At 73.4% G+C, this 21,127-nt stretch carries 18 protein-coding genes; 9 read left to right on the top strand and 9 right to left on the bottom strand.

The window, feature by feature from the left end; translation table 11 throughout:
- Window positions 1-173: 173 nt before the first annotated feature.
- Genes AMK27_RS26715 through AMK27_RS26695 form a run of 5 tightly spaced genes read left to right on the top strand, consistent with a single transcriptional unit; the run spans window position 174 to window position 5,963 of the window.
- On the top strand, window positions 174-2,009 hold the full coding sequence (locus tag AMK27_RS26715) for an ABC transporter substrate-binding protein (RefSeq protein WP_073913270.1): 1,836 nt from the start codon (window positions 174-176) through the stop codon (window positions 2,007-2,009).
- A 3-nt stretch (window positions 2,010-2,012) separates the two neighbouring features.
- Window positions 2,013-3,074, top strand: coding sequence for an ABC transporter permease (locus tag AMK27_RS26710; protein ID WP_073913098.1), 1,062 nt, complete (start codon window positions 2,013-2,015; stop codon window positions 3,072-3,074).
- A complete protein-coding gene (locus tag AMK27_RS26705) occupies window positions 3,071-3,985 on the top strand; it encodes an ABC transporter permease (RefSeq protein ID WP_073913096.1) in 915 nt (304 codons plus the stop codon). The genes AMK27_RS26710 and AMK27_RS26705 overlap by 4 nt, the downstream gene beginning before the upstream one ends.
- Entirely contained in the window at window positions 3,982-4,956 is a 975-nt protein-coding gene (locus AMK27_RS26700; RefSeq protein ID WP_073913094.1) for an ABC transporter ATP-binding protein, read from the top strand. The genes AMK27_RS26705 and AMK27_RS26700 overlap by 4 nt, the downstream gene beginning before the upstream one ends.
- Window positions 4,953-5,963 (top strand): ABC transporter ATP-binding protein, encoded by a 1,011-nt coding sequence (locus tag AMK27_RS26695; protein ID WP_073913092.1) that lies wholly within the window; start codon window positions 4,953-4,955, stop codon window positions 5,961-5,963. Before AMK27_RS26700 ends, AMK27_RS26695 begins: the two co-directional genes overlap by 4 nt.
- A 155-nt stretch (window positions 5,964-6,118) precedes the next feature.
- Here the strand turns inward: AMK27_RS26695 and AMK27_RS26690 are convergent, their stop codons facing one another.
- The 9 genes from AMK27_RS26690 to rimP all read right to left on the bottom strand — a co-directional run bounded on the left by AMK27_RS26690 (window position 6,119) and on the right by rimP (window position 17,912).
- Window positions 6,119-7,087, bottom strand: a complete 969-nt coding sequence (locus AMK27_RS26690; protein WP_073913089.1) for a bifunctional riboflavin kinase/FAD synthetase — start codon at window positions 7,085-7,087, stop codon at window positions 6,119-6,121.
- 31 nt (window positions 7,088-7,118) lie between these two features.
- The gene (locus AMK27_RS26685; protein WP_073913086.1) at window positions 7,119-10,757 is read right to left on the bottom strand and encodes a S1 family peptidase; all 3,639 of its coding nucleotides are present in this window, start codon (window positions 10,755-10,757) and stop codon (window positions 7,119-7,121) included.
- 225 nt (window positions 10,758-10,982) lie between these two features.
- Window positions 10,983-11,882: a tRNA pseudouridine(55) synthase TruB gene (gene truB, locus AMK27_RS26680; RefSeq protein ID WP_073913083.1), complete on the bottom strand. Its 900-nt coding sequence runs from the start codon at window positions 11,880-11,882 to the stop codon at window positions 10,983-10,985.
- Window positions 11,879-12,319: a 30S ribosome-binding factor RbfA gene (rbfA, locus tag AMK27_RS26675; protein ID WP_030322427.1), complete on the bottom strand. Its 441-nt coding sequence runs from the start codon at window positions 12,317-12,319 to the stop codon at window positions 11,879-11,881. Before rbfA ends, truB begins: the two co-directional genes overlap by 4 nt.
- A gap of 31 nt (window positions 12,320-12,350) precedes the next feature.
- Window positions 12,351-12,644: a DUF503 domain-containing protein gene (locus AMK27_RS26670; protein WP_073913081.1), complete on the bottom strand. Its 294-nt coding sequence runs from the start codon at window positions 12,642-12,644 to the stop codon at window positions 12,351-12,353.
- Window positions 12,645-12,792: 148 nt separating this feature from the next.
- Entirely contained in the window at window positions 12,793-15,906 is a 3,114-nt protein-coding gene (gene infB, locus AMK27_RS26665; protein WP_073913078.1) for a translation initiation factor IF-2, read from the bottom strand.
- A gap of 146 nt (window positions 15,907-16,052) precedes the next feature.
- Window positions 16,053-16,334 (bottom strand): YlxR family protein, encoded by a 282-nt coding sequence (locus tag AMK27_RS26660; RefSeq protein ID WP_073913076.1) that lies wholly within the window; start codon window positions 16,332-16,334, stop codon window positions 16,053-16,055.
- A gap of 73 nt (window positions 16,335-16,407) precedes the next feature.
- The gene (nusA, locus tag AMK27_RS26655; protein ID WP_073913073.1) at window positions 16,408-17,403 is read right to left on the bottom strand and encodes a transcription termination factor NusA; all 996 of its coding nucleotides are present in this window, start codon (window positions 17,401-17,403) and stop codon (window positions 16,408-16,410) included.
- 2 nt (window positions 17,404-17,405) lie between these two features.
- Window positions 17,406-17,912: a ribosome maturation factor RimP gene (gene rimP, locus AMK27_RS26650; protein WP_073913070.1), complete on the bottom strand. Its 507-nt coding sequence runs from the start codon at window positions 17,910-17,912 to the stop codon at window positions 17,406-17,408.
- Between the two features lie 179 nt (window positions 17,913-18,091).
- Between rimP and AMK27_RS26645 the strand changes: the two genes are divergently transcribed.
- Genes AMK27_RS26645 through AMK27_RS26630 form a run of 4 tightly spaced genes read left to right on the top strand, consistent with a single transcriptional unit; the run spans window position 18,092 to window position 21,085 of the window.
- Window positions 18,092-18,685, top strand: a complete 594-nt coding sequence (locus tag AMK27_RS26645) for a hypothetical protein (RefSeq protein WP_073913067.1) — start codon at window positions 18,092-18,094, stop codon at window positions 18,683-18,685.
- A complete protein-coding gene (locus AMK27_RS26640; RefSeq protein WP_073913065.1) occupies window positions 18,682-19,098 on the top strand; it encodes a ferritin-like domain-containing protein in 417 nt (138 codons plus the stop codon). Before AMK27_RS26645 ends, AMK27_RS26640 begins: the two co-directional genes overlap by 4 nt.
- 31 nt (window positions 19,099-19,129) lie before the next feature.
- Complete coding sequence (locus AMK27_RS26635) at window positions 19,130-20,029, top strand: aminoglycoside phosphotransferase family protein (RefSeq protein WP_073913063.1); 900 nt, start codon at window positions 19,130-19,132, stop codon at window positions 20,027-20,029.
- Between the two features lie 45 nt (window positions 20,030-20,074).
- The gene (locus tag AMK27_RS26630; protein ID WP_073913060.1) at window positions 20,075-21,085 is read left to right on the top strand and encodes a slipin family protein; all 1,011 of its coding nucleotides are present in this window, start codon (window positions 20,075-20,077) and stop codon (window positions 21,083-21,085) included.
- Window positions 21,086-21,127: the final 42 nt, after the last annotated feature.

Here is a 21,127-nt window from a genome sequence, read left to right as displayed (position 1 = left end):
AATGAGGCCCCGTACCGGTTCACCGGTACGGGGCCTCTTGGCATTCCCGCAGCCCACAAGGGGTTTGAGGGATCGTTGACGACGGCAGACCACCGCTGATAAACCTTCGCTTCACTCACCGTCAGCCCAAGATCCACGACAGATCCCCCGACGCGAGGTCACGTCCCATGGTCATGGTCACGAAGGTTCCACCCCGTCACGCCCCCGCTCACCGAGCGCTCCGCCTGCTGCTCGCCGGCGGTGTCACCGCCGTCTCGCTCGTGGCCGTCCCCGGTACCGCCGCGGCGGAGGACGACAAGTCCGCGGGCACCACGCTCACCGTCGCCGTCTCGCAGAGCATCGACTCGCTGAGCCCGTTCCTCGCCCAGAAGCTCACCTCGACCAGCATCCACCGGCTGGCGTACGAGTACCTCACCAACTACGACGCGAAGGACGCCCGTACCGTCCCGGGCCTGGCGACCGCGTGGACGCCGTCGGCGGACAAGCTGACGTGGACGTACACGATCCGCGAGAACTCGAAGTGGTCCGACGGGCAGCCGGCCACCGCCGAGGACGCGGCCTGGACCTTCAACAAGATGATGACCGACCCGAACGCCGCCACCGCCAACGGCAGCTTCACGGCCAACTTCGCCCAGGTCACCGCGCCCGACCCGAAGACGCTCGTCATCCGCCTGAAGAAGCCGCAGGCCACGATGACCGCGCTCGACGTGCCGATCGTGCCGAAGCACGTCTGGGAGAAGGTCGGCGACTTCTCGAAGTTCAACAACGACAAGCAGTTCCCCATCGTGGGCAACGGGCCGTTCGTCATCACGGACTTCAAGGTCGACCAGTACATCAAGCTCAAGCCGAACAAGACGTTCTGGCGGGGCGCGCCGAAGTTCGACGAGCTGGTCTTCAAGTACTACAAGGACGGGGACGCCGCCGTCGCCGCCCTCCAGAAGGGCGAGGTGTCCTTCGTACCGAACCTGACGCCCGCCCAGGCCGCCGCGCTGAAGACCCAGCAGAACGTCAAGGTCAACGACGCCCCCGGCCGCCGCTTCTACGCCATCGCCACCAACCCCGGCGCGCGGGCCCAGGACGGCAAGACCTTCGGCAACGGCCACAAGGCGCTGCTCGACCCGGCCGTCCGCAAGGCGCTCTTCCTCGCGGTCGACCGCACCACCCTCGTCGACAAGGTCTTCCAGGGGCACGCGGTCGAGGGCGAGGGCTACATCCCGCCGCGCTTCGGCTCGTACTTCTGGAAGCCCGAGGACGCCCAGAAGCGGTCGTACGACCCCGTCGCCGCGGAGAAGGCCCTGGTCGCGGCCGGCTACCGGAAGAACGCCGAGGGCAAGCGGATCGGCAAGGACGGCAAGCCGCTGGAGTTCCGGATCCTCTGCCACGCCACCGACCCGAACGACAAGGCGGTCGGCAAGTACCTCCAGGAGTGGTGGGGCGCGCTGGGCATCGGCCTGAAGGTCGAGTGCCTGGACAGCGTCTCGGACCCGTGGGTCAAGGGTGACTACGACCTCGCGTTCGACGGCTGGTCGGTCAACCCCGACCCGGACTACGTCCTGTCGATCCACACCTGCGGCACGCTCCCGGCGACGGTGAAGGACTCCGGGGCCACCGACAACTTCATCTGCGACAAGGAGTTCGACGGGCTCTACGCGCAGCAGGCGGTGGAGTACGACACCGCCAAGCGGGCGGATCTGGTGAAGCGGATGCAGTCCCGGCTGTACGACACGGGGTACATGAACATCATGGCCTATCCGAACGCCCTGGAGGCGTACCGCACGGACCAGATCGCGTCCATCACGACCATGCCCGAGGCCGCCGGGAACCTGTGGGGGCAGGACGGCTACTGGAGCTGGTGGTCGGCCACGCCCACGGCCTCCGCGTCGGGCGGCGACAGCTCCGGCTCCGGCACGACCCTCTGGCTGGTCCTCGGCCCGGTCGCGCTCGTCCTCGTCGCCGTGGGCGTCTGGACCGCCCGTCGCCGTCGCACCACCGCCGACGACCGCGAGTAGTCCGTGACGACCGCGAGCACCCCCGCCGACGTGGTGCGGGCCGAAGAGGCCCGCACCACGGACGGCGCACACCGCACCGGTTCCTCCCTCGGCTATCTCCGCCACGCGGCGGGCAAGCTGGGCGGCGCGCTCGTCTCCCTCTTCGCCGTCCTCGTCACCAGCTTCTTCCTGTTCCGGATCATCCCCGGCGACCCGGTGAAGGCGATGACCCACGGCGTGCCCACCTCCGCCGAGCAACTGGCCACGCTGCGACGTCAGTTCGGACTCGATCTGCCACTGTGGCAGCAGTTCACCGACTACTGCGCCAAGGCCCTGACCGGCGACCTCGGCACCTCGTTCCAGTTCCGCGCCCCGGTCGGCGACCTGATCGCGGAGAAGCTGCCCGCGACGCTGCTGCTCACCGGCGTCGCCGTGGTCGTCTACTCGGCGCTCGGGCTCTGGCTCGGCACCCGCTCGGCCTGGCGCCACGGCGGGCTCGGCGACAAGCTGAACACCGGGATCGCGCTCACCCTGTGGTCGGTGCCCTCCTTCTGGCTCGGGCTGCTGCTCATCATCGTGTTCTCGGTCGGCATCGGCCCGGTCCCGGGGCTCTTCCCGACCGGCGGCATGGAGTCGGGCACGGGCGAGACCGGCTTCGCGTACGTGCTCGACGTCGCCCACCACCTCGTCCTGCCGGTCGTCACGCTCGTGGCCGTCGGGTACGCGCAGACCCTGCTCGTGATGCGCTCCTCGCTCCTCGACGAGATGGGCGGCGACTACCTGACGACGGCACGGGCGAAGGGGCTCCGCGACGACGACGTGCGGCGCCGGCACGCCGTGCCGAACGCGCTCCTGCCCACCGTGACGATGATCTTCATCAATCTGGGCCATGTGGCGGCCGGCTCGATCCTGGTGGAGACGGTGTTCTCCTGGCCGGGACTCGGCGGGCTGTTCTACCAGGCCCTCAGCGTGCCCGATCTGCCCCTCGTCCAGGGCCTCTTCGTGGTCTTCGCCGGAGCGATGATCCTGATGAACCTGATCGCCGACCTGCTGTATCCGCTGCTCGACCCCAGGGTGGGCCGATGACCTCGACCGAGCCGACGCTGCCGTCGGCGACCTCCCTGCGGTGGGAACGCCGCCGCAGCTCGGTGTCCCGCTTCTGGAAGGCGTACCGCACCCACCGCGCCGGGCTCCTCGGCCTCGCCGGGCTCGCCCTCATCGCGCTGCTCGCGCTGACCGCCCCGTGGACCGTGGGCGCCGACGTGCAGTCCGTGACGCAGGCCCCGGGCACCGCCCTGGAGCCGCCGAGCGCCGAGTTCCCGCTGGGCACCGACCAGTTCGGCCGCTCGCTGCTGGGCCTGCTGATCTGGGGCGCGCGGATCTCGCTGCTCGTCGGACTCCTCGCGGCGGCCCTCTCGGTCGCCATCGGCACCCTCGTGGGGATCATCGCCGGGCACTACGGCGGCTGGTTCTCGACCGTCGTCATGCGGATCACCGACTGGTTCCTGGTGATGCCGACCCTGGTCCTCGCGATCGTGCTCGCCACCGTCATGTCCCGGTCGATGTGGACGGTCGTCATCGCCATCGGCGTGACCTCCTGGCCGACCACGGCCCGCCTGGTGCGGGCCCAGACGATCGCCGTCGAGTCCCGCCCGTACATCGAACGGGCGACCGCGCTCGGCGGCGGCCACGGGCACGTCATGACCAGGCACGTCCTGCCGAACGTGATGCCGCTGGTGCTCGCGCAGACCACGCTCGGCATCTCGACCGCCATCCTCACCGAGGCGACCCTCGCCTTCCTCGGGCTCGGCGACCCGACGGTCGTCTCCTGGGGCGGCATGCTCCAGGACGCCCGCGAGGCCGGCGCGGTCTCCTCCGGTCACTGGTGGTACCTGGCCCCGCCCGGCATCGCCATCGCCCTGGTCGCGCTGGCGTTCACCCTGTGTGGCCGGGCCGTCGAGTCGGTGCTCAATCCGAAGCTGGGGGTGAGTCGATGACCACGCAGAGCCTCCTGGAGGTACGGGACCTCAGGGTGACCTACGGGTCGGGCGCGGCCGCCGTGCCCGCCGTGCGCGGGGTCGACCTGACCCTGGAGCCGGGCCGCAAACTCGGCGTGGCCGGCGAGTCCGGCTGCGGCAAGTCCACGCTCGCCCTGGCGCTGCTGCGCCTGCTCCCCGCGTCGGCGCGGATCGAGGGGCGGATCCTGCTCGACGGCGACGACGTCCTCGCCATGAAGTGGGGCCGGCTCCGGGCCGTGCGGTGGGCGGGGGCGTCGATCGTCTTCCAGGGCGCGATGCACTCGCTCAACGCCGTGCACCGGATCGGGGACCAGATCGCCGAACCGCTGCTCGTACACGGCCGGGCGACCCCGGCGGCGGCCCGCAGAAAGGCCGGCGAGCTGCTCGAACACGTCGGTCTGCCCGCCGCGCGCGCGGCCGCCTACCCGCACGAGCTGTCCGGCGGGCAGCGGCAGCGCGTGATGATCGCGATGGCGCTGGCCTGCGATCCGCGGCTGATCGTCGCGGACGAGCCGACGACCGCGCTCGACGTGATGATCCAGGCGCAGATCCTGCGGCTGATCGAGCGTCTCGTGGCCGAGCAGTCCATCAGCCTCCTGATGATCAGCCACGACCTCGCGGTCCTCGCCGACACCTGCGACCGGCTGGCCGTGATGTACGCGGGCCGGGTCGTCGAGGAGGGCCCGGCCAGGGCCGTGTACGAGGCCGCTCGGCACCCCTACGGCCGGGCGCTGTCGTCGGCGTTCCCGCGCGTCGGGGACCTCGCGTCCCGGCGGGCGCCGCGCGGCCTGCCGGGCGACCCGCCGGACCCGGCGGACCTGCCGGGCGGCTGCACCTTCCACCCGCGCTGTCCGGTGGCGGTGGACGCCTGCGGAGAACTCGATCTGGAGCTACGGGAGGCGGGCACGGACCACCGGGCCGCCTGCGTCCATGTGGGGAGCGCGTCATGAGTACGGAGACGGCCGTGCGGACGGAGGCGAAGGCGGCGGCACTGCTGTCGGCGCGCGGGCTGCACGTCACCTTCCCCGGGCGGCGGGGCGCGCCGCCCGCACGGGCGGTCGACGGGGTGGACCTGGACATCGGCGCGGGCGAGATCGTGGCCCTCGTCGGGGAGTCGGGCTGCGGCAAGACGACCCTGGCCCGCTCGCTCCTCGGCCTGGTCCGGCCCACGTCGGGGACGGTCTCCTTCGACGGGAAGCCGCTCGGGTACGGCGCCGCCGCCCTCAAGGCGTACCGGAAGCGGGCCCAGCTGGTCCTCCAGGACCCGAGCGGCTCGCTGAACCCCCGGCACACGGTGTACGACGCGGTGGCGGAGGGGCTGCGGATCCACGGCTACGCGGGCGACGAGCGGGAGGCGGTCGCCGGGGCCCTCGCGCGGGCCGGGCTGCGCCCGCCGGAGCGCTTCTTCCTGCGCTACCCGCACGAGCTGTCCGGCGGACAGCGGCAGCGCGTCGTCATCGCGGGCGCCCTGGTCCTGGAACCCGAACTCATCGTCGCCGACGAGCCGGTGGCCTCGCTGGACGCCTCCGTACGGGGCGAGATCCTGGCGCTGCTGCTCCGCCTGCGGGACGAACTCGGGCTCTCCGCCCTGGTGGTGACGCACGACCTGGGTCTCGCGTGGAACATCGCGGACCGGGTCGCGGTGATGTACCTGGGCCGGGTCGTGGAGACCGGCACGGTGGAGTCCGTCCTGACCCGGCCTCGGCATCCTTACACCCAGGCGCTGTTGTCGGTGCTCCCGGAGTCCGGGGACGCTCCGGTGGTGCTGACCGGCGAACCGCCGGACCCGTCCCGCGTCCCGTCCGGCTGCCGCTTCCACGCCCGCTGCCAGATCCTGGCCTCGGGCGAGGCGGCGGCGGTCGCGGACCGCTGCCGGGGCGAGAGCCTGCCGGTCCTGGGCGGCGGCGGGGAGCAGGAGGTGGCCTGCCACTGGGTGGCGCGGGAGGCGGTGGTCTGAGGCGGTGGTCCGAGGCGCCGGGGGCGACGGGCCCGCGAGGCGGGAGGCGGTGCGGGCCTCCCGCCTCGCGGCCGGTCGGGACCGGATCGGGACCGGGCTGGGCGTACGGCGGCGGGTCGGCCGCCTGGCGGTGCTCCTGGTCGTACGGCGGCGGACTAGCCGGCCTGGGGGTGCTCCAGGTCGTACACCTCGGTCAGCTCCCGGCAGCGCTTCACGTCGCCGGCCATCGCTTCGAGCAGGTCGTCCAGCGTGTCGAACTTCAGCATCCCGCGGACGTACGCGAGGAAGTCCACGGCCACGTGCAGCCCGTACAGGTCAAGGCCCTCGCGGTCGATGGCGTAGGCCTCCACCGTCCGCTCCGTGCCGTCGAACTGCGGGTTCGTACCGACCGAGATGGCCGCCGGCATCCGCTCCCCGTCGGCCGTCAGCCAGCCGGCGTAGACGCCGTCGGCCGGGATGGCGGTGTGCGGGAGGGTCTCGACGTTGGCCGTCGGGAAGCCCAGTTCGCGGCCGCGCTGCGCGCCGCGGACCACGATGCCCTCGACGCGGTGCGGGCGGCCGAGGATCTCGCCGGCCCCGGCCATGTCGCCCTCGGCGACGAGCCGGCGGGTGAGGGTGGAGGAGAAGGGGTCGCCGCCGCCCGCCGTGCCGCTCACGTACAGGTCGATGACCTCGACCTCGTAGTCGTAGGTGGCGCCGAGCTCGGACAGGAAGGCGACGTTTCCGGCGGCCCGGTGTCCGAAGCGGAAGTTGGGGCCCTCGATGACGGCCCGCGCGTGCAGCTTGTCGACGAGCACCTTGACGATGAAGTCGGCCGGGGACAGCTGGGAGAACTCGGCGGTGAACGGCAGGACGAGCACCGCGTCCACACCGAGGCCGGCCATCAGCTCGGCGCGCCGGTGGTGCGGGGCGAGCAGCGGCGGGTGGCTGCCGGGCCGCACGACCTCGGAGGGGTGCGGGTCGAAGGTGACGACCACGGAGGGGACGCCGAGTTCCCGGGCGCGCTCGACGGCCCGCCCGATGATCAGCTGGTGCCCGCGGTGCACACCGTCGTAGGAGCCGATGGTGACGACGCTGCGCCCCCAGTCCTGGGGGATGTCCTCCAAGCCACGCCAGCGCTGCACTGTGACCGCTCCTCGTCCGCCTGTTCGCCGATTACGCAGGTCTAAGACTGCCATGCCCGCGGCCCTCGGTCCGCATCGGCATGGAAGTGCCGTGGCTCCGCAGCGCCCGGAGGGTCTCGGGACCGAGCAGCGGCGCCCATGCGGCGGGGTCGCCGACCACCCAGTGGGCGAGCAGCGTGGCGAACGCGGGCCACGCGCCGAGGTGTCCCGCGAGGGCCGGGTCGAGCAGTCTCGCGCCCTCGGGGGTACGCACCCACAGGGCGCCGACCCGGAGGGTGAGCGCACGGGTACGCGGCTCGCTGCGCCGCTCCGAGCCCGCCGCGGCGGCCTCCAGGAGGGCGGCCAGGACGGTGAACTCCCCCGTCTCCGCCTCGTACCGCTCGTGCTCCAGGAGTACGTCGAGGAGTTCGGCCCGCAGATGCCGGGAGGCGCCGGTGCCGGGCGCGGCGAGGACGGGGGCGAGGGCGCTGCGCACCCGCGCGGGACGGCCCCTGATCAGACAGGAGACCAGGGGGTGGAGGACGGCTCGGGCGGCCGGGCCGTACTCGAAGCGCCGGTCGACGAAGTCGGCCACGTGCCCGGCGCCCTCGGGGTGGCGGGCGGCGTAGCCGCGCACGAGGCCGGCCACCCGGCGGGCGAGCGCGGGCGTGTCGACGTCGGCGAGGGCCCGCAGGGCGGCGGCGGGGGCCTCGCCCGCGCCGTCGAGCCGGGCCCCGAAGGCGGCGAGGACCGGCCCCGGGTCGGCGGCGAGGGCTGCGACGAGGGCGCTCGCGGGCACCCGGGGCTCGGCGAGGGCGCGGGGCAGATGGCGGTCCCGGGTGTGCGGGTCACGGATGAGCAGGCCGAGGGCTGCGCCGTGGAGGGGCTGGTCGCCGGGCCGCGCGAGCAGGGCCAGAGCGGCGAAGCGGAGGAGCTCGCGGTCGGCGGGGCGGGTGGCGTGACCGGCGACCAGCTGCCCGTACGTGGCGGCCGCGACGCGCCGCTCCGGCCGCCCGTCGTCGTGGGCCCAGCGGTCGACGGCCCGGCAGACGGCGGAGGGCTCGTCCGCGGCGAGGGCGGCGAGCAGGCCGTCGGCGAGCGGGTGGGCGGTGGCGACGAGCGCCTCGCACAGGTCGTCGACGGCGAGCGCCCGATGGGTGTGCAGCAGGGCCTGGGCGGCGGTGGCGACGGTCGCGCCGCCGGCGGCGGGGAGTGCGCGGTCGTCGCCGAACCAGCGGCAGAGCAGCGGCTGCACGCCGCGGGGGTCCGCGGCGAGCAGGGCGGCGACGGCCGCGAGGGCCCGCCCGCCGCCGGGACCGTCGCCCGGGTACTCCCCCAGGTCCTCGCCCGGGTCGTGGCCGCGGTCCTCGCCGGAGGGCGGGCCGGCGGGCGGCGGGTCGGCTGAGGGCGGGTCGGCCGGCGGCGGGTCGGCGGGGACGAGCCGCCTCAGCAGGTCGATCCGCTCGTCCTCCCCGAGCGGCAGCCCCAGCCAGAAGCCGGGCCCGAACGCGGCGAACACCGCGTGCCGCCCGCCGGGGGCCCCGATCCGGCCGGTGCCCGCCCCGATCCGGTCGGCGAGCAGCCGCAGGACGGGGAGGTACGGACGGGGGTCCGGCAGCCTCCGCACGCTCTCGCCGAACAGCCGGGCGGCCCACCAGGGGCCGTCCCCGGAGGCTCCGTCCGCCTCGTCGGCGTACCGCCCGAGGGCCTCGGCGAGCACGGCGAGCCGGGGGGCCAGACCACTAGGGCCCCGCTCCCGGTGGAGCAGCAGGAGCGCCTGGAGGACGGGGCCGATGCGGTGGCGCGGGACCGGCGGGGGCGCCTCGCCGGGAGTCCGCTGCCGGGGGACGGCGGGCGGCTCGAGGGGGTCGGCGAGGGCGGCGGGACCGGCCGCGGCCCCGGGGCCTGCGAGGGAGCCGGGCCCCGGGGAGAGCAGCGCCCCCAGGGCGCCGTCCAGGTCCAGGTGGGCCGCCTGCACCCAGTCCGCCAGCTCCTCGTGGGCGAAGCGGTAGCCGGAGCCCGCCGGGACGAGCAGCCCTTCGGTCAGGACCGCCGAGGCCCAGCCCTCCCGCCAGGGGAAGAGCTCCTCGAAGGAGGCCCGGTCCAGGACGCCGTGCCCGGGGCCGAGGCAGCGGCGGGCCGCCTCGTGGACCTGGCCGGTGACGCGGGCGGCGAGGCGGCGTACGGCGCTTCCCGAGGGCAGGGGCCGGGAGCCCGCGGCGACCCGGACGGCGATCCGCAGGCACATCAGGTCGAGGTACGCGGTGAAGATCTCCTCGCGCCCCGGCCGCCCGGGGACGTCCGCCGGCAGCGCGGCCCGCACCTCGGCGAGCAGCCGCAGGGCCAGCGGGTGGCGGGCGTCGGCCTCGGCCAGGTCCGTCTCCACGAGCCCGTACCCCTCGCGTACGGCCTGCGCCTCGGCCGCGGAGTACGGCCCGAGGACGAGGGCGGCCGGCAGTCCGCCGGGCGCTCCGTCCCGGGGCCCCGTCGTCGGCCGGTGCAGCGCGTCCGGCCGGTAGAGGGCGCCCGCGCGTTCCCAGTGCTCGGGGCGGCAGGCGGTGACCAGGCGGACGTGGTGGGCGCGGAGCCAGTCCTCGGTGGCGGCCGTCCAGTCGGCGAGCCGGTGGGCGAGGTGCGGGGGCATCTCCTCGGGGCCGTCGAGGACGACGAGGAGCGGGCGGCCCGCCTCGTGGGAGAGGGCGGCGGCCCGTTCGGGGGTGGCCGTGGTGGTGTCGCCGAGCGCCCCTGAGGCGGCGACGATCCGGCCGGCCTGCCGGAGTGCCCGGCCGACGGCCTCGGCGAGCGAGCGGTCCCCGGCGCGCAGGTCGGCCCCGCGCAGCCGGACGGTGGGGGCGGGTGCGACGCCCCGGGCGCGGCGGGCGCAGAGGGCGGCGAGGGCGGTGGTGCGGCCGCTGCCGGGGGCGCCGACGAGGGCGAGGACCGGCGGGTCGCCCGCGGTGAAGCGGGTGAACTCGCGGACGCACTCCGGGCGTTCGACGGGTTCGGGCCAGGGGCCGGGGTCCCGGACGGGGCCGGTGGAGGTGGCGGTGAGTTCCAGGATTCCGGCGAGGTTGAGATCGGGGCCGTAGGCGGGGACGGTGGCCGCGTTGCGCCGGAGGAGCGCGGTGAGGGGGCCTCCGGGGCGGAGCCGTACCGCGTATCCGGCGGCCGGGCGGTCGCCGCGCAGGGCGGTGCCGAGGACGGCGAGGACGGTACCGGTGGCGGTGTCGAGGACGGGGCCGCCGGCGGCCTGTCCGCCGAGGCGGAGGGCCTCGGCGCCCTCGGTGCCGATGGCGAGTTCGAGGGCGTCGGCGAGTGCGTGGAGGCGGTCCGTGGCGGTGTACGTGACGGCGGCGGGGCCGAGCACGCGCGCCTCGCGCCAGCCGTGGGCGGCGATCCGTACGTAGGTGCCGGGTTCGATGCCGGTGCGGGTCGCGAGCGGCAGCGGCCGGACGCCGAGGCCTTCGGTCCGTACGAGGGCGAGGCCGCTCTCCGGCACCGGGGTGACGGCCTCGGCCTCGGCGAGCCAGGTCCGGTCGCCGGGGGCGTGCAGGACGACACGGCTGAGCCCGTCGACGGCTTCGTGACTGGTGACGACCGTTCCGTGGTGGTCGGCGAGGAATCCGGTGCCGCGTGGCCGGCCCGCCAGATCGCAGATCCGCACCAGCGTCGCCAGGTCCCCGCGTCCCATGGTGTCGACGGTAGGTCGCCGGTGATCACACGAAGGACCACGAGAGGGGAACGCGCCCCCTGGCGCTCCCCCCTTCACTCCGAGCGCCTCCCTGATCGGGTGGTTCTTCGGCATTCCGTAGGACAAGCTCTCGCAGGGGGAAGCAAGGGGGAAACACGTGAGGGCGGGCACGCGTGCGTGCCCGCCCTCACGGTGAGCCGACGACGGGCTCGGAACCGGCTCGGATCAGCCGAAGACGGCGAGGCTCTTGGCCTTGCCCCGCTGGTCCTCCACGAGCGCGAGGAGCGTCCCCCCGGGCCCGTAGACCGCGACGGGTCCCGCCGGGTACTCCGGCATCTCCAGGCGGACGCCGTTGAGCAGCAGCTTGGCCCGCTTCTCGTCGACGTCCCACCGGGGGAACGCCGCCGCGGCCGCGTCGGCGACCGGCATGACCGTCAGCTCCTCCTGGAGCTGGTCGAGCGTCTTCGCCGAGTCCAGCTTGTACGGGCCGACCCGGGTGCGGCGCAGTGCGGTGAGATGGCCGCCCACGCCGAGGCCGGCGCCGAGGTCCCGGGCGAGCGCCCGGATGTACGTACCGGAGGAGCAGACGACGGAGACGACCAGGTCGACGACGGGGGTGCCGTCCTCGGCGGTCGCCTCACGGACGTCGTACACCCGGAAGGACGAGACGGTGACCGGGCGGGCCGGGATCTCGAACTCCTCGCCGCCGCGCACGCGGGCGTACGACCGCTTGCCGTCGATCTTGATCGCGGAGACCTTCGACGGCACCTGCATGATGGCGCCGGTCAGCTCGGCGACGCCCGCGTCGATGCCCTCGCGGGTCACCTTGGAGGCGTCGACGGAGGCCGTGATCTCGCCCTCGGCGTCGTCGGTGATCGTCGTCTGGCCCAGGCGGATGGTGCCCAGGTACTCCTTCTCGGTCAGCGCGAGGTGACCGAGGAGCTTGGTCGCCCGCTCCACGCCGAGGACGAGGACGCCGGTGGCCATGGGGTCGAGCGTGCCGGCGTGGCCGACCCGGCGGGTCCTGGCGATCCCGCGCATCTTGGCCACGACGTCGTGCGAGGTGAATCCCGACGGCTTGTCGACGATGACAAGTCCGTCGGGAGTCTTTGCTGCGTTGCTCATTCGGCGGCTTCGTCCTCGCCCGGCTTCTTGTAGGGGTCGGCGTCGCCGGCGAAGTGGGCGCCCGAGGACGCCTCCCTCACCTGGGCGTCCGAGGCCCGCGCCTTGTCGAGGAGGTCCTCGATGGTCTTGGCGTTCTCCGGGAGGGCGTCGGCCACGAAGGCCAGGGTCGGGGTGAACTTGGTCCCGGCCGCGCGGCCCACGGCCGAACGGAGGATGCCCTTGGCGCTCTCCAGCCCGGCGGCTGCGCTCGCCCGCTCCTCGTCGTCGCCGTAGACCGTGTAGAAGACCGTGGCCTCCCGCAGGTCGCCGGTGACACGGGTGTCCGTGATGGTCACGTGCGTGCCCAGGCGGGGGTCCTTGATGCCGCGCTGCAGCTTCTCGGCGACCACCTCCCGGATGAGGTCTGCCAGCTTCTTCGCCCGCGCGTTGTCGGCCACTGGTCCTTCTCCTTCTTTGCCTTGCTCAACATCAGTCTTCATCAGTGTGGAGCCTGCGGCGCACCGACAGCAGCTCCACCTCGGGGCGGGCGGCGACGAGCCGCTCGCACCGGTCCAGTACGTCGCTGAGGTGTCCCGGGTCCCCCGACACCATCGCGACGCCGATCTCGGCCCGTCGATGGAGGTCCTGGCCGCTGACCTCCGCCACGCTCACCGCGAACTTCCGCTGGAGCTCGGCGACGATCGGCTTGACGACGGAGCGTTTCTCCTTCAACGAACGAACGTCGCCGAGGAGCAGATCGAAGGACAGTGTCCCCACGTACATGTATGTCCGGATGTCCCGCCGGTTCGGGTTCGGTGTGCCCGCCGACCACTCGGCGGGGACATCCGAAACCGTACACGCAACGGCCGGGGCCGATCGACGGAATAGTTTCCGCCGACCGGCCCCGGCTCACTGCTGCGATCGGACGCGATCAGGCGCGCGGCTTCTCGCGCATCTCGTACGTCGCGATGACGTCGTCGATCTTGATGTCGTTGAAGTTTCCGAGGTTGATACCGCCCTCGAAGCCTTCGCGGATCTCGGTGACGTCGTCCTTGAAGCGGCGCAGACCGTGGATCGTGAGGTCCTCGGCGATGACCTTGCCGTCGCGGACGAGGCGCGCCTTGGTGTTGCGCTTGACCTCGCCGGAGCGGATGAGGACACCGGCGATGTTGCCCAGCTTGGACGAGCGGAAGACCTCGCGGATCTCCGCCGTACCGAGCTCGACCTCTTCGTACTCCGGCTTGAGGAGGCCCTTGAGCGCCGCCTCGATCTCCTCGATCGCCTGGTAGATGACCGAGTAGTACCGGACGTCGACGCCCTCGCGCTCCGCCATCTGCGCGGCACGGCCGGCCGCACGGACGTTGTAGCCGATGACGATGGCGTCGGAGCCCATGGCCAGGTCGATGTCCGACTCGGTGACCGCACCCACACCGCGGTGCAGGACACGGATGTCGACCTCTTCGCCGACGTCGAGCTGGAGCAGCGAAGCCTCCAGGGCCTCGACCGCACCGGACGCGTCGCCCTTGATGATGAGGTTGAGTTCCTGGACGAGACCGGCCTTGAGCACCTTGTCGAGGTCCTCGAGGGACACCCGGCGGACGCGCTTGGCGAAGGCGGCGTTGCGCTCACGCGCAGCGCGCTTCTCGGCGATCTGACGGGCCGTACGGTCCTCGTCGACAACCAGGAGGTTGTCGCCGGCACCCGGGACGTTGGTGAGACCCAGGACCAGGACGGGAGTCGACGGGGTCGCCTCCTCGACGTTGTTGCCCTTGTCGTCGAGCATCGCCCGGACACGGCCGTACGCGTCGCCGACCACCACGGTGTCGCCGATGCGCAGCGTTCCGCGCTGGACCAGGACGGTCGAGACGGCACCGCGACCACGGTCGAGGTGCGACTCGATCGCAATACCCTGCGCGTCCTGGTTCGGGTTGGCCCGCAGGTCGAGCGAGGCGTCGGCGGTGAGGACGACGGCCTCCAGCAGGGAGTCGATGTGCAGACCCTGCTTGGCGGAGATGTCGACGAACATCGTGTCGCCGCCGTACTCCTCGGCCACCAGACCGAACTCGGTCAGCTGACCACGGACCTTGGTCGGGTCCGCACCCTCGACGTCGATCTTGTTGACCGCGACGACGATCGGGACGCCGGCGGCCTTGGCGTGGTTGAGCGCCTCGATCGTCTGCGGCATGACGCCGTCGTTGGCCGCGACCACGAGGATCGCGATGTCGGTCGACTTCGCACCACGGGCACGCATGGCGGTGAACGCCTCGTGACCCGGGGTGTCGATGAAGGTGATCTTGCGGTCCTCGCCGTTGACCTCGGTGCCCACCTGGTAGGCACCGATGCCCTGCGTGATGCCACCGGCCTCGCCCGCGACGACGTTCGTCTTGCGGATCGCGTCGAGCAGTCGGGTCTTACCGTGGTCGACGTGACCCATGACGGTGACGACCGGCGGACGGGAGACCAGAGCCTCTTCGCCGCCCTCGTCCTCGCCGAACTCGATGTCGAAGGACTCGAGGAGCTCGCGGTCCTCCTCCTCCGGCGAGACGATCTGAACGGTGTAGTTCATCTCCTCGCCGAGCATCGTCAGCGTGTCGTCGGAGACGGACTGCGTGGCCGTGACCATCTCACCGAGGTTCATCATCACCGCGACGAGCGACGCCGGGTTGGCGCCGATCTTCTCGGCGAAGTCGGTGAGGGAGGCACCGCGCGACAGGCGGATGACCTCGCCGGCACCGCGCGGGAGCATCACGCCGCCCACGGACGGGGCCTGCATGGCCTCGTACTCCTGGCGCCTCTGACGCTTCGACTTGCGACCGCGACGCGCGGGACCGCCGGGACGACCGAAGGCGCCCTGCGTGCCACCACGGCCACCCGGACCGCCGGGACGGCCGCCGAAGCCACCGGGACGACCGCCGAAGCCGCCGCCACCGCCGCCGGGACCACCCGGACGACCGCCGCCGCCACCGGGACCACCGGGACGGCCGGCGAAGCCGCCGCCGCCACCGCCGGGACCGGCCGGACGACCGGCGAAGCCGGGTCGACCGCCGCCGCCACCGCCGGGACCACCCGGACGGCCGCCGGGGCCGCCGGGACCACGGCCACCGCCGCCGGGACCGGGACGCGGGCCGGCAGCGGGACGCTGCGGCATCATGCCCGGGTTCGGACGGTTACCGCCGGGCGCGCCGCCCGGACGGGGAGCCTGCGGACGGGGCATCCCACCGGGGGTGGGACGGGCGCCGCCCTGACCCTGCGGGCGCGGGGCGCCGCCGGGGCCGCCCTGCGGACGCGGGGCGCCGCCCTGCGGGGCACCGGGGCCGCCGGGACGGGGAGCGCCGCCACCGGGACGGGGCGTCTGCGGACGCGCCATGCCGGTGGAGCCACCCGAGGTGAAGGGGTTGTTGCCCGGACGCGGGCCGGCCGGACGGGCACCGCCCGGACGGGGAGCGCCCTGGCCCTGCGGACGCGGGGCACCCTGGCCCTGCGGACGCGGTGCGCCCTGACCCGGACGGGCCGGACGCTCGGGGCGGTCGCCGGTGGGACGGGGTCCCTGGGCGGCGCCACCGGGGCGCTGACCGGCGGCGGGAGCCGCCGGCGGCGCGGTGAACTCGGGCGCGGCCGGAGCCGGGGTGACCGGCTTGGGCGCGGGCTTCGGGCCCGGGCGGGGGCCCGAGGCGGCCGGAGCCGGAGAGGGGGTGCTGCTCGCGGGCGCGGCCGGAGTGACCGGAGCCGGCGCCGCGGGCGCGGCGGGGGCCGGCTTGGGGGCCGGTGCGCCGGGCTTGGGGGCAGCGGGACGTGCCGCGGCGGCCGGAGAAGGCGCCGCGGGCTTGGAGGGGGCGGCCTTGCGAGGCGCCCCGGGCTTGGCAGCGGTCTTGCCGGCGTTGCCGCCGGGACCCTGCAAAGCGTCAGTCAACTTGCGCACGACCGGCGCCTCGATCGTCGAGGACGCCGAACGGACGAATTCACCGAGTTCTTGGAGCTTGGCCATGACGACCTTGCTCTCCACGCCGAACTCCTTGGCGAGTTCGTATACCCGGACCTTAGCCACTTCGCTCCTTTGAGGTCCGGGTTACCGCCGGACCGTCGCTACTTCATGGGCGTACTCATCGCGTACTCATCGAGTGCTCATCGCAATCTCGACCTACTTCCAACTCGCGAGGTACCTGACCGCACGGTGTTCCGTGCCGTACTTCTTCACTGCGGTGCCGGCCGTTCGACGTGGTGACGTAGTTCCGCCGTGTCGAGCGGGCCCTGGACCCTGAAGGCCCTGGGAAACGCTCGGCGGCGGACCGCCAGGTCGAGACAAGCCACGGCGGGGTGCACGTACGCACCCCGGCCGGGCAGCGTACCGCGATGATCAGGAACGCATTCGTCCTTGCTCACCACGATCCGCAGCAGATCGCTCTTGGCCGCTCGCACCCGGCATCCCACACAGGTTCGCTCAGGGCACGCACGGGCATGCGTCCGGCCAGACACGATAAGTCTACCTCCCCGTACCGACCTCACCTGTTTGGGGCAAGAATCGAACAGTTGTTGGCCAAAAACGGTCTCAGTCCTCCGGACCGCTCGGCTCCGTGTCGGGACGGATGTCGATCCGCCAGCCGGTGAGACGGGCGGCGAGGCGGGCGTTCTGGCCCTCCTTGCCGATCGCCAGCGACAGCTGGTAGTCCGGCACCGTCACCCGGGCGGAACGGGCCGCCATGTCGACGACCTCGACCCGGGACACCCGCGCCGGGGAGAGCGCGTTCGCCACCATCTCCGCCGGGTCGTCCGACCAGTCGACGATGTCGATCTTCTCGCCGAGCAGCTCCGCCATCACGTTGCGGACGCGGCTGCCCATCGGGCCGATGCAGGCGCCCTTCGGGTTCAGGCCCGAACGGGTGGAACGGACGGCGATCTTGGTGCGGTGACCGGCCTCACGGGCGATGGCCGCGATCTCGACCGAGCCGTCGGCGATCTCGGGCACCTCGAGGGCGAAGAGCTTCTTCACCAGATTGGGGTGGGTGCGCGACAGGGTGACGGACGGACCGCGGACACCCTTCGCCACCCGGACGACGTACGTCCGCAGCCGCAGACCGTGCGTGTAGTCCTCGCCCGGCACCTGCTCCTGCACCGGGAGGATGGCCTCCAGCTTGTCGTCCAGCCGGACCAGGACGTTCTTCGGGTCCTTGCCCTGCTGCACCACACCGGCGACGACGTCGCCCTCGCGGCGCGCGTACTCGCCGAACGTCACGTCGTTCTCGGCGTCCCGCAGACGCTGCTGGATCACCTGGCGGGCGGTGCTCGCCGCGATCCGGCCGAAGTCCGACGGGGTGTCGTCGAAGTCCTTGGGCTCCTGGCCCTCCTCCAGATCGGAGGGGTCTTCCTTCGCCCACACCGTCACGTGACCGGTGAGCCGGTCCAGCTCCACACGCGCGTGGCGGCGGGCGTCGGGGGTGCGGTGGTAGGCGATGAGGAGGGCCGACTCGATCGCCTCGACCAGCAGGTCGAAGGAGATCTCCTTCTCATGCGCCAAGCCCTTGAGCAGCTTCACGTCGATGTCCACGGCTACGCCTCCTCTTCCTTCTTGTCCTTGCGGTTGAACTCGATCTCGACACGCGCCTTGACGATGTCGGCGAACGCGACCCGGCGGGCGGTGGGCTTGCGCCCCTTCACGCCCGGCACTTCGAGGTCGAGGCCGTCCTCGTCCACGGCCAGGATCCGCGCGACCAGTTCCTCGGCGGCGCCGTCGGTGCTCAGCTGGAGCTTGGCGAGGCGGCCGGTGGCCCGCACGTAGTGGCGGTGCTCGCTCAGCGGGCGGTCGGCGCCGGGGGAGCTGACTTCGAGGACGTACTCGCCCTCGCCCATCGCGTCGGTCTCGTCGAGCTTCTCGGAGATCGCGCGGCTCAGCTCGGCGCAGGCGTCCAGTTCCACGCCCTCGTCCGAGTCGACGACGATCCTCAGCAGTCCGCGGCGGCCGGCCCGGGACACCTCGATCTCCTCGAGGTCCAGGTCCTTCGCCTGGACGAGCGGCTCCACGAGTCCGCGCAGCCTGTCGCTCTGGGTGGTGCTCATCCGGGTGACTCCTCGGCCGCGTGTGCTGTTGTGGGTTCGTCGCGTCTTCCTCGCGTGTCAGACCAAAGGGTATCCGGTCCGGGAGGGTGTTGCCGTCCACCGCCCCGGGGCCCGCGGGTACGCTCGCCTGCGGTGATCCCGACGATCTTCGACGACGTACCACGGCTGAGGGAGAGAGCGTGACGACGACGGGCAGGCGCGCACTCCTGACGGCGGGCATCGCGGCCGCCGCCGCGACGGCGCTCCCGGGCTGCACCGCCGCCGAGGAACCCGGCCCCCGGAAGCCCGGCGCGGCCGAGGTCGAGGCCGAACGGGTGGCGCGCGCCGAGGCCGCCCTGCGGCTGCGCTCCGTGACCGCCTCCAGGAGCCTGCTGGAACGTTACGACGCCGCACTCGCCGCCCATCCGGCCCTCGCCCCCCGGCTGACCCCGCTGCGACGCTCCGTGGCGGCGCACGTGAAGGCGCTCGGCGAGGGCGGTACGACGGTGCGCCCGGCGACGGCCGCCCCGTCGCCCACGGCCACCACCACCACCGCTTCCGCCTCCGCCTCCGCTTCCGCTTCCGCCTCCGCGCGGCCCGCGCCGTCCCCCGCGCCCGTGGCTGCCGACCCCCGGACCGCGCTGAACGAGCTCGCGGCGGCCGAACGCACCACCTCCGACACCCACACCGCCGCCCTGGTCACCGCCCCGCCCGAGTACGCCAGGCTCCTGGCCTCCGTGGCAGCCGCGGGCGCCGCCCACTCCTACCTGCTGACCGAAGGAGCCCGGGCATGAGCGCCCTCGACGCGGCCCAGGCCGCACTGGCCGCCGAACACGCCGCGGTGTACGGCTACGGGGTCGTCGGCGGCCGGATCGGTACGGAACGGCGGGCCGAGGCCACCGCCGCGTACGAGGCGCACCGGGCCCGCAGGGACACGCTGCGCCGCAGCGTGCGCGACCTCGGCGGCACTCCGGTGGTGGCGGCCGCCGCGTACGAGCTGCCCTTCCGGGTCGCGGACCCGGCCGGCGCCGTACGGCTCGCGGCCGTCCTGGAGGACCGGGTGGCCGGGGTCTACTCCGACCTCGTCCGGGCCACCGAGGGCGCCCGGCGCCGCGAGGCGGCCGCCGCGCTGCGGGAGGCGGCGGTACGCGCGGTCCGCTGGCGCGGCAGCGACGTAACCTTTCCTGGGCTCGCCGAGCGGGTGTGAGCCCCGCCCCGACCGAAGGAACAACGTACGCATGGGTTTCGAACCGCCGCAGCGACTGATCAGGACGCTCGGTGAGACGTACGGGGACGCCGCGGCGGCCGAGTGGCTCGGGACACTGCCCGAGCTCGCCGGTCAGGTGCTCGACCGCGCCTCCCTGGACAGCGAACGGGTGATGGCGCCCGGCGGACGCAGCAGCCTGGTCGTGCTCGTCCGGCGGCCCGACGGCTCCCCCGCCGCGCTCAAGATCGCGCCCGCGTTCGCCCGGCCGGACCTGGAGCGGGACGCGCTCGCGCACTGGAACGGCTGGGGCGCGGTCCAGCTCCTCGACGAGGCCGCGGAGGGCGCGCTCGTCCTCGAACGGCTGCACCCCGAGGTCTCGCTGCGCTCGCTCCCGGAGGCGAAGGCGCTCCTGGAGGCGGCCGGGACCGTACGCAAGCTGTGGGTCGAGCCGGCGGCGGAGCACGGCTTCGAGACGGTCGCCGAGCGGACCGCCCGGCAGGCGGCGGCGATGGCCCCCCACCTGACCGGGGCGGCGACCGCCGAGCTGACGACGGCGGCGCTCGCGGCGCGCGAGGAGCTGCTGGCCGGCTCCTCGGAGACGGTGCTGCTGCACGGGAACTTCCGGCAGGGCAAGGTCCTCGGCGGCGACCGGGCTCCCTGGCTGGCCGTGGGACCCGAGCCGCTGGTCGGTGAGCGGGCGTACGACCTCGCCCGGCTCGTACGGGACCGGGTCGAGGACCTGGTGGCCGCGTCCTCGGGCGCCTCTGCGGCCCGGCGGCGGGTCAACAAGCTGGCCGACTCCCTGGACCTCGACCGGGAGCGGCTGCGCGGCTGGACGCTGTTCCGCGCGGTCGAGTCGGGCACGCGGGCGCTGACGGCGGGGCGGCGGCAGGATGCCGAGCTGCTTCTGGAGTTCGCGAGCTGGCTGTAGGGGAATACCCTTTCTGTACCGTTCGGCTCAATCCAGGGGGCCGTGATGATCGAAGAGCTGCTGGTGGCCGTGGCCGGCGCGGCGGCGGCGACGGCCGTGTACGCGGGTGCGGCCGCGCGGGTCGTGAAGCAGTACGAGCGAGGGGTCGTCTTCCGCTTCGGGCGGCTGCGCGACGACGTGCGGGCACCCGGTTTCACGATGATCGTTCCGGTTGTGGACCGCCTGCACAAGGTGAACATGCAGATCGTCACGATGCCCGTGCCCGCGCAGGAGGGCATCACCCGGGACAACGTGACCGTGCGGGTCGACGCCGTCGTCTACTTCAAGGTCGTCGACGCGGCGGAGGCGCTGATCCGGGTCGAGGACTACAAGTTCGCGGTCTCGCAGATGGCGCAGACGTCCCTGCGGTCGATCATCGGCAAGAGCGATCTCGACGACCTGCTGTCGAACCGGGAGAAGCTCAACCAGGGCCTGGAGCTGATGCTGGACTCCCCCGCGATCGGCTGGGGCGTGCAGATCGACCGCGTCGAGATCAAGGACGTCTCCCTGCCGGAGACGATGAAGCGGTCGATGGCCCGGCAGGCGGAGGCGGACCGGGAGCGCCGGGCGCGGGTGATCAACGCGGACGCGGAGCTGCAGGCCTCGAAGAAGCTGGCGGAGGCGGCGGCGGTGATGTCCGACCAGCCGGCGGCGCTGCAGCTGCGGCTGCTGCAGACGGTGGTGGCCGTCGCGGCGGAGAAGAACTCGACGCTGGTGCTGCCCTTCCCGGTGGAACTGCTGCGGTTCCTGGAACGGTCGACGGCGGGGCCCCAGGCGGCCGGGAGCGAGGCGCCCGCGGAGCCCGCCCCGGCGGCCGCGGTCGAGGCGCCCCCGACCGCCGTGAGCGAGGCGCCCGCGGCGCCTGCCATGCCGCCGGGCACGTCGCCGGCCACGCCGAAGCCGCCGGTCAGTGACGCGTACCTGAAGGGCGCGGCCCACGCGGCGGAGGGTGTGGAGCCGGTGGGCGACCTGACGGGGGCGTCGGTCGACCCGGCACCGCCGGAGGACGGCGCCTGAGCGTCCCCACGCCGGCACGACAGCCCGTCGGCACGACAGGAG

Origin of the sequence: Streptomyces sp. CB02009 (genome assembly GCF_001905825.1) — a bacterium.
Taxonomy (GTDB): Bacteria; Actinomycetota; Actinomycetes; order Streptomycetales; family Streptomycetaceae; genus Streptomyces.
Note: the sequence above shows the minus strand (reverse complement) of the source record. Positions and strands in the feature narration are given on the sequence as shown.

Excerpts from the sequence above, each read along its gene's own strand:
- AMK27_RS26715 (WP_073913270.1), top strand. The coding sequence starts at position 174 with ATGGTCACGAAGGTTCCACCCCGTCACGCCCCCGCTCACCGAGCGCTC.
- AMK27_RS26705 (WP_073913096.1), top strand. The coding sequence starts at position 3,071 with ATGACCTCGACCGAGCCGACGCTGCCGTCGGCGACCTCCCTGCGGTGG.
- AMK27_RS26700 (WP_073913094.1), top strand. The coding sequence starts at position 3,982 with ATGACCACGCAGAGCCTCCTGGAGGTACGGGACCTCAGGGTGACCTAC.
- AMK27_RS26695 (WP_073913092.1), top strand. The coding sequence starts at position 4,953 with ATGAGTACGGAGACGGCCGTGCGGACGGAGGCGAAGGCGGCGGCACTG.
- AMK27_RS26685 (WP_073913086.1), bottom strand. The coding sequence starts at position 10,757 with ATGGGACGCGGGGACCTGGCGACGCTGGTGCGGATCTGCGATCTGGCG.
- truB (WP_073913083.1), bottom strand. The coding sequence starts at position 11,882 with ATGAGCAACGCAGCAAAGACTCCCGACGGACTTGTCATCGTCGACAAG.
- AMK27_RS26670 (WP_073913081.1), bottom strand. The coding sequence starts at position 12,644 with ATGTACGTGGGGACACTGTCCTTCGATCTGCTCCTCGGCGACGTTCGT.
- rimP (WP_073913070.1), bottom strand. The coding sequence starts at position 17,912 with ATGAGCACCACCCAGAGCGACAGGCTGCGCGGACTCGTGGAGCCGCTC.
- AMK27_RS26640 (WP_073913065.1), top strand. The coding sequence starts at position 18,682 with ATGAGCGCCCTCGACGCGGCCCAGGCCGCACTGGCCGCCGAACACGCC.
- AMK27_RS26635 (WP_073913063.1), top strand. The coding sequence starts at position 19,130 with ATGGGTTTCGAACCGCCGCAGCGACTGATCAGGACGCTCGGTGAGACG.
- AMK27_RS26630 (WP_073913060.1), top strand. The coding sequence starts at position 20,075 with ATGATCGAAGAGCTGCTGGTGGCCGTGGCCGGCGCGGCGGCGGCGACG.